16 protein-coding genes are annotated in these 12,516 nt (G+C 66.4%); 6 read left to right on the forward strand and 10 right to left on the reverse strand.

Annotated elements, in window-relative coordinates; all coding sequences use genetic code 11:
- Window positions 1–180: 180 nt before the first annotated feature.
- From hpt to dacB, 4 genes are read right to left on the reverse strand one after another with little or no spacing between them, the layout of a single operon-like run.
- Window positions 181–732, reverse strand: a complete 552-nt coding sequence (hpt, locus tag CH274_RS21360; RefSeq protein ID WP_032395535.1) for a hypoxanthine phosphoribosyltransferase — start codon at window positions 730–732, stop codon at window positions 181–183.
- 11 nt (window positions 733–743) lie between these two features.
- A complete protein-coding gene (gene tilS, locus CH274_RS21365) occupies window positions 744–1,706 on the reverse strand; it encodes a tRNA lysidine(34) synthetase TilS (RefSeq protein ID WP_094658869.1) in 963 nt (320 codons plus the stop codon).
- Complete coding sequence (locus tag CH274_RS21370) at window positions 1,706–2,797, reverse strand: zinc-dependent metalloprotease (RefSeq protein ID WP_373453940.1); 1,092 nt, start codon at window positions 2,795–2,797, stop codon at window positions 1,706–1,708. The genes tilS and CH274_RS21370 overlap by 1 nt, the downstream gene beginning before the upstream one ends.
- Window positions 2,788–4,191, reverse strand: coding sequence for a D-alanyl-D-alanine carboxypeptidase/D-alanyl-D-alanine endopeptidase (gene dacB / locus CH274_RS21375; RefSeq protein ID WP_032395171.1), 1,404 nt, complete (start codon window positions 4,189–4,191; stop codon window positions 2,788–2,790). The genes CH274_RS21370 and dacB overlap by 10 nt, the downstream gene beginning before the upstream one ends.
- Before the next feature lie 144 nt (window positions 4,192–4,335).
- On the opposite strand from dacB, the gene CH274_RS21380 reads away from it, so the two are divergent.
- Both CH274_RS21380 and CH274_RS21385 read left to right on the forward strand, forming a co-directional pair.
- Complete coding sequence (locus CH274_RS21380) at window positions 4,336–4,827, forward strand: inorganic diphosphatase (RefSeq protein ID WP_032395172.1); 492 nt, start codon at window positions 4,336–4,338, stop codon at window positions 4,825–4,827.
- 63 nt (window positions 4,828–4,890) lie between these two features.
- Window positions 4,891–5,340 (forward strand): PAS domain-containing protein, encoded by a 450-nt coding sequence (locus CH274_RS21385; protein ID WP_032395173.1) that lies wholly within the window; start codon window positions 4,891–4,893, stop codon window positions 5,338–5,340.
- 48 nt (window positions 5,341–5,388) lie between these two features.
- Here CH274_RS21385 and CH274_RS21390 read toward each other — a convergent pair whose 3' ends face one another.
- The 3 genes from CH274_RS21390 to CH274_RS21400 all read right to left on the reverse strand — a co-directional run bounded on the left by CH274_RS21390 (window position 5,389) and on the right by CH274_RS21400 (window position 7,838).
- Entirely contained in the window at window positions 5,389–6,459 is a 1,071-nt protein-coding gene (locus CH274_RS21390; protein ID WP_094658871.1) for a sensor domain-containing diguanylate cyclase, read from the reverse strand.
- Window positions 6,460–6,544: 85 nt separating this feature from the next.
- Entirely contained in the window at window positions 6,545–7,009 is a 465-nt protein-coding gene (locus CH274_RS21395; protein WP_032395175.1) for a MarR family winged helix-turn-helix transcriptional regulator, read from the reverse strand.
- A 1-nt stretch (window position 7,010) separates the two neighbouring features.
- The gene (locus tag CH274_RS21400) at window positions 7,011–7,838 is read right to left on the reverse strand and encodes a crotonase/enoyl-CoA hydratase family protein (RefSeq protein ID WP_032395176.1); all 828 of its coding nucleotides are present in this window, start codon (window positions 7,836–7,838) and stop codon (window positions 7,011–7,013) included.
- Window positions 7,839–7,957: 119 nt separating this feature from the next.
- Here CH274_RS21400 and CH274_RS21405 point away from each other — a divergent pair, with 119 nt between their 5' ends.
- Window positions 7,958–8,455 carry a 2-oxo-4-hydroxy-4-carboxy-5-ureidoimidazoline decarboxylase gene (locus CH274_RS21405; protein WP_032395177.1) on the forward strand — a complete coding sequence of 166 codons (498 nt, stop codon included), beginning with the start codon at window positions 7,958–7,960 and terminating at the stop codon, window positions 8,453–8,455.
- A 13-nt stretch (window positions 8,456–8,468) separates the two neighbouring features.
- Here CH274_RS21405 and CH274_RS21410 read toward each other — a convergent pair whose 3' ends face one another.
- Both CH274_RS21410 and CH274_RS21415 read right to left on the reverse strand, forming a co-directional pair.
- Window positions 8,469–8,693, reverse strand: coding sequence for a DUF6480 family protein (locus CH274_RS21410; protein WP_032395178.1), 225 nt, complete (start codon window positions 8,691–8,693; stop codon window positions 8,469–8,471).
- A 28-nt stretch (window positions 8,694–8,721) separates the two neighbouring features.
- Window positions 8,722–9,366: a TetR/AcrR family transcriptional regulator gene (locus CH274_RS21415; protein ID WP_176459165.1), complete on the reverse strand. Its 645-nt coding sequence runs from the start codon at window positions 9,364–9,366 to the stop codon at window positions 8,722–8,724.
- Window positions 9,367–9,418: 52 nt separating this feature from the next.
- Here CH274_RS21415 and CH274_RS21420 point away from each other — a divergent pair, with 52 nt between their 5' ends.
- The 3 genes from CH274_RS21420 to CH274_RS21430 all read left to right on the forward strand — a co-directional run bounded on the left by CH274_RS21420 (window position 9,419) and on the right by CH274_RS21430 (window position 11,961).
- A complete protein-coding gene (locus CH274_RS21420; RefSeq protein WP_094658872.1) occupies window positions 9,419–10,423 on the forward strand; it encodes a hypothetical protein in 1,005 nt (334 codons plus the stop codon).
- 4 nt (window positions 10,424–10,427) lie between these two features.
- Window positions 10,428–11,411 carry an allantoicase gene (alc, locus tag CH274_RS21425; RefSeq protein WP_032395180.1) on the forward strand — a complete coding sequence of 328 codons (984 nt, stop codon included), beginning with the start codon at window positions 10,428–10,430 and terminating at the stop codon, window positions 11,409–11,411.
- A gap of 76 nt (window positions 11,412–11,487) precedes the next feature.
- On the forward strand, window positions 11,488–11,961 hold the full coding sequence (locus CH274_RS21430) for a YbaK/EbsC family protein (RefSeq protein ID WP_094658873.1): 474 nt from the start codon (window positions 11,488–11,490) through the stop codon (window positions 11,959–11,961).
- A gap of 20 nt (window positions 11,962–11,981) precedes the next feature.
- On the opposite strand, the gene CH274_RS21435 is transcribed toward CH274_RS21430, so the two are convergent.
- Window positions 11,982–12,482 carry a hypothetical protein gene (locus CH274_RS21435; protein WP_094658874.1) on the reverse strand — a complete coding sequence of 167 codons (501 nt, stop codon included), beginning with the start codon at window positions 12,480–12,482 and terminating at the stop codon, window positions 11,982–11,984.
- Window positions 12,483–12,516: the final 34 nt, after the last annotated feature.

Here is a 12,516-nt window from a genome sequence, read left to right on the forward strand (position 1 = left end):
CTTACCTGGCGCTGTGCGTCCACGCACCTGTTTGCGTCGACGCTCCTTCCCCTCCAACGACTGCACTCCCCCGGCAGTTCCCCACCTGATGGGCACCTTATCCGCATCGATGGACCATTGCATGCGTCTCCGCGCGGCAATGGTCCATTCACGCGGGCGGGGCGGACCGAACGAACGAACTCAGCTGTAGACCTTGGGATCGAGTAGGCCGATGTACGGCAGGTCCCGGTAGCGCTCGTTGTAGTCGAGGCCGTAGCCGACGACGAATTCGTTGGGGATGTCGAAGCCCACGTTCGCGACCTCCACGTCGACCTTGATGGCGTCGGGCTTGCGCAGCAACGTCACCACCGACAACGAGGCAGGCGAGCGGGTCGCGAGGTTGCGCTTGAGCCAGCTCAGCGTCAGACCGGAGTCGATGATGTCCTCGACGATCAGCACGTGGCGTCCGGTGATATCGCGGTCGAGGTCCTTGAGGATCCGGACGACGCCCGACGACGAGGTGGACGACCCGTAGGAGCTGACCGCCATGAACTCGAGCTGCGCCGGGATGGGCAGGGCCCTGGCGAAGTCGGTCATGAACATGATCGCGCCCTTGAGGACGCCGACCAGGAGCAGGTCACCTTCCGGCGAGCCTTCGGGATACCGCTGGGCGATCTCTTCTGCGAGTTCCGCAGTGCGTGCTTTGATCTGTTCCTCGGAAATGAGAACCGATTCGATGTCGCCCTCGTACACGGGGTTTCCCTTCATTCGTTCTCCAGGCCGACGCTCAGCCTGCCATGCCGACGCGAGCACACCAACCTGGCGTCGGGCGTTCCTCCTGGCAGCGCGACTCCGCCCTGACCCTTCCACCGTCCGACGAGGGCATCGACGGCCCGGAGCTGCCGGTCGGTCAGCGACGTCACACCTCGGCCGAGCAACCATCGACGCAGCACTCGCCTGCGAACGGCGGGAGCGAGCGGGTCGAGTGCAGCGACCTCGAGGTCCGGCGCATCGGTATCGACGACGGACTCGGCCATCGCGTCGAGGACCAGGCCGTCCTCGCGCAACTGCTCGGCAGTCCGCGCGAGTGCAGCGGCGACACCACCGCCGAGCACATTCTCGAGCAGGGGCAGCACCTCGTGACGCAACCGAACCCGGGTGAAGTCGGTGTCGATGTTGTGCGGATCCTCGAACGGCTCGATCCCCAGCTCGATGCAGGCAGCCCGGGTCACGCTGCGCCTGACTCCGAGCAGCGGCCGGCCCCACGGCGCATCGAATGCCGCCATCCCGGCGATCGACCGCGGTCCCGATCCGCGCCCCAACCCGAGCAGCACCGTTTCGGCCTGATCGTCGAGGGTGTGCGCCACCAGCACCGACGCGTCGCCGCGGGCTTGGTTCAACGCGTCGTACCTGGCTCGGCGGGCGGCTGCTTCCATCCCTCCCGAACCGCTCACCTGCACCGTCAGAACACGCGCGTCGGCGACACCGAGTTCGAGAGCGTGCGCCGCCGCAGTCGAGGCCACCTGCGCCGAGCCGGCCTGCAGACCGTGATCGACGATCAACGCGAGCACACCCGGAGCCTCCGCCACGGTCGCTGCGGTCAACGCCAACGAATCCGCGCCGCCGGACAACGCGACGGCGACAGGACCGGGGTGGGCGGCGAGCCACGCGCGCACCGCATGCCTGACCTCGAGCAGCGCGGGGCCTTCGGGTAGCCGCGTGGGCATCAGCCCAGAACTCGGGCGATCCAGGCGTCGGGGTCCTCGATCTCCGACCGCAACGGCAGGGTGTCGGGCCCGGTCCACACGGTGTTGAAGCGTTCCATCCCCACCGTGGCGACGACGTGATCGACGAATGCCTTGCCGCGCACGTACTGCGCCATCTTCGCGTCCATGCCGAGCAGTGCGCGGACGACGCGTTGCAGCGGGTTCACCTTGCGTTGCCTGCGCTGATCGAACGCACCACGGATCTGCGTCACGGTCGGCACGACGGCCGGTCCGACGGCGTCCATCACGTGGTCGGCGTGGCCTTCGAGCAGGGTGCCCAGCACCAGGAGTCGGTCGATGGCGTCGCGCTGGGGCTGCGGTTGGGTGGCGCGCAGGAGTCCGACGATGCCTGCGTCCTCGGACCTGGTGGACCCGCTCGGATTCTTGCGGGCCTTCAGCGCACCGGTCAGCCGGTTGGCGACATCTGTCAGCGGCTCGTCGGTGCCGTCGGAGAGCACCCCGACGTTCTCGCGCATGTAGCCGCCGAGCCACGGCGCGGAGGAGAACTGCACTCGGTGCGTCACCTCGTGCAGGCACACCCACAACCGGAAGTCGCTCGGCGACACACGCAGCGCCCGCTCGACGGCAATCACGTTGGGCGCGACCAGAAGCAGCGTTCCGTTCTCGCCGGTGAAGGGGTCGTACTGTCCGAGAATGGCGCTGGACAGGAAGGCCAGCATCGCTCCGGCCTGCAGTCCGGCCGGCTTTCCGCCGAGCAGACCGGACGGCGGCGTACCGTCGTCGTCTCCGGTCAGGTGCTTCATCGACGACGCGGCCGCGGCGATCCAGCCGGCGCGGTCGACCACCTGGGCGTCGGGCACGGGGAGGCCGTCGGCCAGGCCGGTGGTCTCGCGAACCGGCCCCTCGGCCCGAATCGATGCGGCGGCAAGCTCTTCCACGGCCGCATCGGCGGTGTAGCGCGACGTGGCCGGACCCGGGCGGGCCAGCTTCGCTCCGGTCTTCGCCGCCACCGACCAATCGACGGCACCGGCGAAACCGGACGTGGATTCGCTGTCTTCGGCCTTCGTTGCTGCGTCCGTGTTCACTGGCAACCACACAATCTCAGGGTCGATGCGACGGCATCGAGGGCGGGACGACTGACGTCGGGCGGCCGGTCGTTGGACATCAGCGCAAAGGTCAGGATGCGGCCGTCGACGTCGACGACGTACCCCGCCAAAGCGCTTGCAGCAGAAAGGGTTCCGGTCTTGGCGCGAACCCAGCCCGCTCCGGTTCGATCCCCCGAGGCGTACCGATCCGTCAGGGTTCCGGTCGCGCCGGCCACAGGAAGATAGTCGAGCATCGGACGCAGCGCAGGCTGCTCGGTTCCCGCTGCCGACGTCAACACCTGATCGAGCAGCCTGGCCGGAATCTTGCCGTCGACCGACAGTCCGCTGGCGTCCTCGAGCGTGAGTCCGGCCATGTCGAAGCCTGCCGAGTACAGGGTCTGCCCGATCGACGCCACTGCTCCGGAAAAGCTTGCCGCCGTGTTCATTTCGAGAGAGATCTCGCGTCCTACGGCCTCGGCGAGGACATTGTCGGAGCGATAGATCATCTGCTGCAATCGGTTCCGCAGCGGCGCGGATTCGACGGATGCGATCTGATCGGCCCCGTCGACGGCCTTGCCGATCGTCACCGCTGCCGGGTCGACGCCCAGCCCAGCGGCCAGTGCGCGGCCTGCGTCCAGCGCCGGGGTTGTGCTGCGCGGCGACTCGTCGACGAGTGGGTCCGATCGTCCGCCGTCGAGCATGATCGGTTCGATCGGTGTGATGGAACCGGCGGCGATGTCGGCGGGGAACCAGCCCTGCGCCATCGTGTCACCGGAATAGACGGAGGTGTCGACGCCGATGCTGCGCACCACCGTTCCGCTGCGCCGAATCTGCTCCACCAGGTCGTCGATGCGCGCCGCTCCCGGATAGAACCCGTCCGTTCCGACCGGAAGCGCGGTGAGTGTGGGGTCGCCGCCCGCGATCAGCACGATGTTCCCCTCGCCGTTGCCCTGGACCACGCGGGTGGTGACGCGGTGATCGGCCGGGAGCGCGAGCATCGCCGCGGCAGCGGTGAGGACCTTGGTGGTCGAGGCAGGCGTCATCGGAGTGTCGGGGTTCTGGGACCAGAGCACCTGACCGGTCCGTGCGTCGGCGACGGTGCCGGTGAACGTGCCGAGGGCCGGATCGTCGACCACCTGGGCCAGCGCAGCTGCCAGAGCTGCCGAGTTCGGCACCGGTGCCGATTCCGGGAACGGGGTGATCGCAGGGTCGGGCAACACCGTCTCGGGTGGGGGCTCGATCGCGGTCTCGGCTCCGTCGGACACCGACGGCAACACGAGGGCGGCGGTCGTCGCGGCGAGGATCACGACGAACAGCGCACACAGCGTCAGGATCACGCGCTTCTTCCTGCGCCGTCGGCCCGCTGTGGGGCCGAGGAACCGTCGTGTCAGCCCCGCCACTGTTCCTCCGTATCTGCCGTGGTCGTACCCACGATCGTTCAGTCAACAGTATCCTCGGGTCCGGTAGCCTTGCGCCGCCACCATCGACACATTCGCAACGGTTCGGGCCCGGTCGGGCCCGAACGAAGACAGTGAGGACTGCACGTGCCGTTCGACGTCACCATCGAGATCCCCAAGGGGCAGCGCAACAAGTACGAGGTCGACCACGTCACCGGACGTGTTCGACTCGATCGCTACCTCTACACCGCGATGGCGTATCCAGCCGATTACGGCTTCATCGAGAACACGCTCGGCGAGGACGGCGATCCGCTCGACGCACTGGTTCTGCTGCCCGAGTCGGTGTTCCCCGGCGTCATCGTCGAAGCCCGTCCCGTGGCGATGTTCAAGATGGTCGACGAGGCCGGCGGCGACGACAAGGTGCTGTGCGTTCCCGCAGGCGACACTCGTTGGGACCACATCCAGGATCTGAGCGACGTCTCGACGTTCGAGCTCGATGCGATCAAGCATTTCTTCGTCCATTACAAGGATCTCGAACCCAACAAGCACGTCACCGGGGCAGACTGGGTGGGCCGCGCAGAGGCAGAGGCCGAAATCGCTGCATCATTCAAGCGCTTGGCGGACAATCCGGAGCACTGATCGTTTCGGCATCACACACCTCGCCCTCGGCCGAACGCCGACGAAACTAGTTTGGGGAAACGCATGACCGACAGCACTTCCAACGGTGATCGGCGCAATCTGGATTCGCGACCGATCTCGGATCCGACGCAGTTTCCCGATCTGCCGGTCACGGTCGTCCTCGACCGAATTCCGGTGCCGATCCTTGCCGTCGATCCCACCGGTGCCATCGTGTTCGCGAACGAGGCCTTCGACGATCTGTTCGGCCTGGACCGCACCGAGCGGGAGGACTTCCACCTGCACGACATCTTCCCCGACCGGGCACCGGAGGGCGTCAATGTCGCGGACATGTTCCTCACCACGGTGGCCACCCGCGCGGATTCTCTGTGGCGGATGACCGACAAGACCGGCGATATCGTGCAGGTCCGCGCCAGTAAGTCGATTCTGCGCCGCACCGAGGACACCATCGTGCTCGTCGCGTTGGAGGACTTCACCGATCAGCTGTGGAACGACCCCAAGAGCGCCTTGCGCTGACGGAAGTCACACGTTCTTCCCCGAACGACGACGGTGTACGCCGGCGGATCATTCGCCGGCATACACCGTCGCTCTGTTTCCGCCCGCGTGCTTGGACTCGTACATCGCGGCGTCGGCGTCGAGCAGAACGTTGTGCAGCAGGTCCTCCCCGTCACCCGACTCTGCTGCGTCCGACCAGCGGCTGCCGTTGATCATCGCCACACCGACGCTGACCGTCACCGGTACGTCGTCGAGCGAATCGTGGACGGATTCGCGGATCTCGTCGGCAATCGAGTGCGCCGCGGCTTCCGTGACCGGCAGCGCGATGGTGAATTCCTCACCTCCGGTGCGGGCCACACACGGCCGCGCCCCCGTGGCGCTCTTCAATCTACGAGCCGTGCGACGCAGCACGCGGTCGCCCACTGCATGGCCGTAGGTGTCGTTGACCTGTTTGAACTGATCGAGATCGACAACCATCAACGCCACCGAACGATCCGCGTCGAGCGAGGCCATCATGCGTTCGAATCGCAGTTCCAGGCCGCGCCTGTTGAGCAGACCGGTCAGCGAGTCGGTGTTGGCGAGATCGAGTTGATGTTGAATCACGGCGCGAAACACCAGCACCGAATTGACCACCAGCAGCGTCGCGAGGGTCCTGGCGGCGGTCGACGCCAGATCGTGAGTGTCCTCCGCCAGCGCCAGCGCCGCCAGAATTACGACCGCCACATTGACGAACAGCATGTGGAATCCGAGCACTCGCCGCCGGGCGAAGTAGACGATGTAGATGCCGATCACCGCGAACAGGGCCGCCCCGTTCAGAGCCAGGTCGCGGCCGGCGAAGGTGAGCAACATCGCTGCGACGCCCACGTCGGCGTACACCACGAACCACCCGGGCATGTGCGACGCATCCAGCGAACGCCGAAGCCACCACGCTCCCACCGGGACGGTCGAGATCAGCACCAGCAGACAGACGACCTTCGCGGTCGTGCACGCGGGACCGTCGTCGGAGAACATCGCGATGGCCCCGATCAGACCGAACGAGGGAACCAAGGCGGCGATCCCGAGCGCGACGCGACGTTCGAGCCTCACCGAACCGACTCGCGGTCCGCTCGCCGGACCGTGCGGCGGTCGATCGCGATCCATTGGCACCGCGCCCCCTCCGTCCGAACCGGTTGTCCCGACTCGTCGCGCACCTCTACGAAACGATCCCTTGTCGACTGTCGGCGGCTCAGACGCTACCTGCGCGTCGGGCCGGAAGGTCCGGTCTCATTTCTTCGTAATCGGTCAAGAAACGATCCAGCAAAGCGACCAGTGACGCCCGGTCCTCGCGATCCCACCCCTCGATCACCCGACCGAGAGATTCGGTACGGCGTTGCTGAATTGCCGCGGCCACGTCCCGCCCGGACTGCGTCACGGCGAGAACGAAGGCCCTTCCGTCTCTCTCGTCGGGCACACGCTCGACGTGCCCCCGTTCGACCAGTTGAGCCACCTGCCTGCTCACCGTCGACGGATCCGAGTTCACCATCGTGGCCAGCTCACTGGATCTCATCGGCCCGTCACGCAGCAGGCGGAACAAGCATACGTAAGCAGCCCCGTCGACACCGCCCGAAGACGAGATCTGGGCGATGTTCCGCTCGCGCAAGCGTTGCAGCCGAACCAGCTGCGTGCCCAGTTCCTCGGCGAACTCGACCACGTCAGTTACCGGTGAACTGCGCCGGTCGCTTCTCGAACACCGAGGTGATCGCCTCGGTGAGATCGTGCGAGGCGAGGAAGGCGGCGTTCCAGGCCGCGACGTAGCGAAGCGAGTCGTCGACGCTGGAAGATCGGGAATGGTCGAGCACGGTCTTGATGCCCTGCACCACCAGAGGCGGATTCGCAGCGATGGCGGCGGCGCAGTCACGAGCAGCGGCCAGGGTGGCGTCGTGGTCCTCGAACACGTCGTTGACCAGGCCGATCTTCTCGGCGCGCGCGGCATCGATGTCCTTGCCCGTCAGAGCGAGCTCACGCATGTGGCCATCGCCGATGATCGCGGGCAGTCGGGCCAACGACCCCATGTCCGCGACGATCGCGACCCGGACCTCGCGCACGCTGAACTTCGCGTCGGCGCTCGCGTACCGCACGTCCGCGGCGGTGATGAGGTCGACGCCGCCGCCGATGCACCAGCCCTGAACCGCCGCGACGACGGGTTTGCGGCAGTCGGCAACCGCGTTGATGGCCTTCTGCATCGTCTTGATGGTGTCGTGGAACGACGTTCGGGGACCGGCCAATGCCTTGTCGGCCATCAGCGGACCGAATGTTCCTGCCATCGCTGCGAGGTCGAGTCCGTAGGTGAAGTTCTTACCCGAGCCCGCGAGCACGACAGCCCGAACCTCGGGATCGGCGTCGAGCTGCGCGAACAGCTCGGGGCTTTCGCTCCAGAAGTCCGGGCCCATGGCGTTGCCCTTGCCCGGTCCGAGAAGTGTCACGTTCGCGATGTGGTCCGCGATCTCCACGGAGAAGGCGTTCCAGGTTCGTTCCGTCATGCCTGCGAGCCTAGCGGCAGCGTCGCACAATGCTGCACCGCATGTTACGGCGCGTAACGTCTGCGCTAAGTCCCTGCTCAGCTCTGGTACATGCATCGAATCGCGCCCATCATCGACTCATGTTGATGCATCAGGGACTGGGCCTGGAGACGTTCAACGATCTGCCGCGCCGCAAGGCGGTCCATGCGCTGTACGAGTGCTGCTGCTCGGTGGCGTGGGCGTCCAGGGTGGCAGACGGCCGCAGGTACCGCTCACGGGCTGACCTGTTCGCCGCAGCCGACGCGGAACTGACCGAACTCTCGGACGGGGATGTGGATTCGCTCGCCGCGACGCTACCGGAGCCGAGCAAGGTGTGCGCGGCCATGGACACCGACACTCGCGGGGCACTGGGAACTGCGGCCAGGGCGTACGAGGACCGGTTCGGTTACCCGTACGCGTCCAGCCGGTTGTTCGAGCCCGAGGGCTTCGAGCCGCGAGACATCCTGGTCGATCTGGGCCATCGCCTCGACAACGACGATCAGACCGAGCGCAAGATCATGCGCGACGAGCTGGCGAAGATCAACCACACCAGATTGGATCGCCTGCTGGGGCCCGAAGGCGGTTGGCCCCAGTACTGAGCTCGGTCGGGGATCAGCCGAACAAACCGACGACGCGACCGATCAGTCCACCGGCGATCAGGATCGCCAGCAATGCCACGACGCAGATGACGACGATGGGCATCACCCGGCTGCGCTGCGGCGGCTCATGGTTCGGACCGCCGATTCCGGTTTCGGCGGGCGGGGTGTCTCCTGGCGTGACGCCGCCTCCCGCTTCGAGTCCTGTGGTGACGTCGGGGTCTGGATTCTGGGCATTCATCTTGTGCGGTTACCCGGTGCGGTCTCGCTCAATCGAGATGTGTTCTGGCTATCGCTCCCGCGAACAGTTCCGACACCGCGTCGGCGATGACTCCCTCGTCGATCTCCTCCGGATCCACCGAATGTTCGACGGCCAATCCGGAGATCAATGCCGCCAGTGACGTCGCGAGGCGTCGCGCATCGAAGTTCTTGCCGACTCCCCACCGCCCTGCGTGCTCGGCGATGAGGCGTTCGAGCTCCCCGCGCAGCGCGCGACGGTCGGTGCGGTACCGCTCGGCGACGGCAGGGTCGCGTCCGGCGAGGATGCCGAATTCGACGGTCAGCAGGGGCCACCGGGGTTCGGCCACCACCCAGGACGCTATTTCGCCGCCGCCCGCTCCTGCCGCTGCACCGGAGTCCAGATCGGATACGTGGGCCAGTACGCGGGCGGCGAGGTCGAGGGAACGGCGGGCGAGCAGTTCGGCGAACAGCGCTTGCTTGGACTCGAAATTGGAATAGACGGCTCCCTTGGTGAAGCCGGCTCTGTCGGCGATATCGGTGAGTTTCGCTGCGGCATAGCCGCGTTCGGTGAATTCGTCGGCTGCCGCGGCGAGCAGTCGGTCCCGAACGTCGGTGCGTTGGGGTCGTCGCCGATCCTGTGTCGGCCCCCACTTTTCTTGCTCCTCCGCATTCACGATACCTAGAGTATTGAATACCTCGGGTATCGACAAGATTCAGGAGTCACCCATGCGCAAGATGTCACTGCTCGCTGCCGCGGTGCTGGTACTTCAGCTCGGCTTCATCCTCAGCTACGTCTCGGCCTTCCATCAGCCGACGCCGCACGCCATCCCCATCGCGGTGGTGACCGAGCCCGGCCTCCCCGAGGGACTGGACCAGCAGACCGCCGACCGCCTCGACGCCATCGACGGCACGCCGCTCGCGGCACGCACCGCAGCCGATACCGCAGAGGTCCGTTCACTGCTCCGCGACCGGGACATTCTCGGGGCGTACGTCATCGGTGCCGACGGAACGGACACCCTCATCACCGCGAGCGCGGCGGGCAGTTCCGTGGCCACCGCCCTCGACTCGATCTTCACCGAGGTCGAGGCCTCGCAGGGTCGCCAGTTCGTGGTCCGCGACGAGATTCCGGTGGGAGTACACGACAACCGGGGGCTGTCCGGCTTCTACCTCTCGGTCGGCTGGGTCGTCGGCGGCTACCTGCTGGCGGCAGCATTCGGACTGCTGATCGGGGCACCACAGTCGCGTCGCGAAACCTGTTCGCACGTCGGAATTCTCGCTGCCTACGCCGTCACCTCGGGTGCACTCGGCGCCTTCCTCACCACCCATGTCCTGGAAACGTTTGCCGGCCATTGGTTTCCGCTCGCATTACTGGGCACCGGCGTGGTCTTCGCCACCGGTCTGTTCACCATGGGCCTGCGCGCACTGATCGGGGTCGCCGCGGTTCCGGCCGCGATCGTACTGTTCGTGATTCTCGGAAACCCGAGCGCAGGAGGCGCTTTCGGAGCTGACGTCCTTCCCTCACTCTACGCTTCCATCGGTCGGTGGATCACTCCGGGCATCGGCACCGAGGGCGTGCGCAGCATCGTGTACTTCTCCGGCACCGGACTGGGGCAACCCGTACTCGCACTTGCTCTGTACATCGTGATCGGCACGCTGCTGATGGGCGCGGCAGCACTGCGTCGCCGGTCCGCACACAACCCGATGGCCGCACGCGCGACCAGTAAAGTGTGATCCCATGACCGCCAACTTCCCCTTGCCACTGCCCGATCTCGCCGTCCGCACACTCGGAGGCGCAGTCGTGTGGGCGAACGACGAGACGTTCGCGGAGAAGGAGAATCTCGTCCGGCCAGGAAAAGCCGACTACTCGACGGCGACATTCGGACACAAGGGCCAGATCTACGACGGGTGGGAGACACGACGCCGACGCGAGGCCGGCTACGACGAGGCCATCGTTCGTCTCGGAGCGCCGGGTGTCGTCTCGGCGGTCGTTGTCGACACCGCGTGGTTCACCGGAAACTATCCGCCGGAGATCTCGATCGAGGCCGCCGAGGTCGACGGCTTTCCGTCACCGGAGGAGCTTCACACCCAGACGGAGTGGACCACGATCGTCCCGCGCAGCTCGGTCGACGGCGACAGCGAGAACAGGTTCACCGTCGCCTCCGATGCTCGGTGGACGCACGTGAAGCTGTCGATCTATCCCGACGGCGGAGTGGCGCGGTTGCGGGTGCTCGGCCGCGGCAAGCCCGACCCGAAATTTCTCGCTGCCGGGCCGGTGGACCTGGCTGCACTCGAGAACGGCGCGTACGTCTCGGCATGCTCGAACATGTTCTACAGCTCGCCCAACAACCTGCTCTTCCCCGGACCCCCACGGTCGATGGGTGAAGGCTGGGAGACCTCGCGTCGACGCAACGAGGCGAACGACTGGGTCCAGGTGCAGCTCGCCGGCACCGGGCTCATCTCTCTGGCCGAACTCGACACCACCTGCTTCCTCGGAAACGCGCCCGGTGCGGCATCTCTGCGCGGCCGGCTCGGCGACGGCGAGTGGATCGAACTGTTGCCGCGTACGACGCTGCAGCCCGACACCCGGCATCGCTTCGTCCTCACCCACGACACCCCTGTCTCCGAGGTCCGCATGGACATCTTCCCCGACGGCGGGATGGCGCGATTGAGACTGTTCGGTGATCTCGCGGGAGTGGAGCCTGCAGGAACGACCCAGTAAGGCGGGAGTGGAGCCTGCGGAATGACCGGATAAGCAAGCATCTGCGTAAACGGTCGCGGGGCAATAGGGTTGGCACATGACCCGGCTACTTTATCCGAATGCAGCCCATGTTGCCGACACTCTGATCTCTCGCGGCCATCACGGTGTGGTGGTCAACAGCCCTGAGGGCACGCACACCGCCGCCGATGCTGCCGCGGCGCTGGGCGTCGAGGTAGGTGCGATCGTGAAGTCGATGGTGTTTCTGCTCGACGACGAGCCGGTACTACTACTGGTTTCCGGTGCCCACAACGTTCATCTCGAGCACACCGGTGAGCGTCTGGGCGGGACGCTGATGCGCGCGCCCCTGGACACGGCCAAGCACGCAACCGGGCAGCCGATCGGGGGGATCGCACCGGTCGGCCACCCCACCAATCTGGACACGTTCGTCGACCAGGATCTGGCCGGGTATGCCGAGGTGTGGGCGGCCGCCGGTCACACCAACACGATCTTTCGGTCCACGTTCACCGAGTTGGTGCGCATCACCGCGGGTCTGGCGATCGACGTCACCTGACCCTGCCCCACTGTCGGGGCTCAGGACGCGAGTGTCGGGGCGATGGGTGCGCCGAGGACCGAGTCGACGACGTCGATGTCGAGTCGGGTGCCGCGCGATTCGAGCAGCGGCAACACTGCGTTGTTGATCAGTACCGACTGGCGAGCGACATCGCCTGGCACCGTCAACGTCACGCCGTCGGCCACATCGGCCGCGGTGACATCGGAGATCAAACTGGCCAGGCCCGCCGGTGTTCCGACGTAGCGGATGGACGCCGGGCTGCTCGGCGCGTCCAGTGCGGCGAATTCCCGACGTGCCGTCCGGGCGTCGGTTGCGATGTGGATCTCGAGGTCGAGAAACACTGCTGCACTGTCGGCAGATTCGCCGCGCTCGATTGCCTCGGCCCGCACCCGGGCCCGGTGTTGCTGGGATTCGCGCAGGTCGGAGGCCTGGATCCGGACTACGTCACCGTCCGACGGCAGGGTCAGTTCGGTCCAACCTGCAGAGAATTCGACGGCGACACGGGTGAAGTTGTGCGACATGAGTGGTGATCCTGTTTCTGGAAGTCGGTGAACG

Origin of the sequence: Rhodococcus sp. 06-418-5, assembly GCF_002258285.1 — a bacterium.
Lineage (GTDB): Bacteria > Actinomycetota > Actinomycetes > Mycobacteriales > Mycobacteriaceae > Rhodococcoides.

What these genes read in the sequence shown, in the direction of transcription:
- alc (WP_032395180.1), top strand. Translation starts at nt 10,428, where the DNA reads ATGACCGCCAACTTCCCCTTGCCACTGCCCGATCTCGCCGTCCGCACA.
- CH274_RS21435 (WP_094658874.1), bottom strand. Translation starts at nt 12,482, where the DNA reads ATGTCGCACAACTTCACCCGTGTCGCCGTCGAATTCTCTGCAGGTTGG.
- CH274_RS21420 (WP_094658872.1), top strand. Translation starts at nt 9,419, where the DNA reads ATGCGCAAGATGTCACTGCTCGCTGCCGCGGTGCTGGTACTTCAGCTC.
- CH274_RS21430 (WP_094658873.1), top strand. Translation starts at nt 11,488, where the DNA reads ATGACCCGGCTACTTTATCCGAATGCAGCCCATGTTGCCGACACTCTG.
- CH274_RS21410 (WP_032395178.1), bottom strand. Translation starts at nt 8,693, where the DNA reads ATGAATGCCCAGAATCCAGACCCCGACGTCACCACAGGACTCGAAGCG.
- CH274_RS21385 (WP_032395173.1), top strand. Translation starts at nt 4,891, where the DNA reads ATGACCGACAGCACTTCCAACGGTGATCGGCGCAATCTGGATTCGCGA.
- tilS (WP_094658869.1), bottom strand. Translation starts at nt 1,706, where the DNA reads ATGCCCACGCGGCTACCCGAAGGCCCCGCGCTGCTCGAGGTCAGGCAT.
- CH274_RS21400 (WP_032395176.1), bottom strand. Translation starts at nt 7,838, where the DNA reads ATGACGGAACGAACCTGGAACGCCTTCTCCGTGGAGATCGCGGACCAC.
- CH274_RS21390 (WP_094658871.1), bottom strand. Translation starts at nt 6,459, where the DNA reads ATGGATCGCGATCGACCGCCGCACGGTCCGGCGAGCGGACCGCGAGTC.
- CH274_RS21405 (WP_032395177.1), top strand. Translation starts at nt 7,958, where the DNA reads ATGTTGATGCATCAGGGACTGGGCCTGGAGACGTTCAACGATCTGCCG.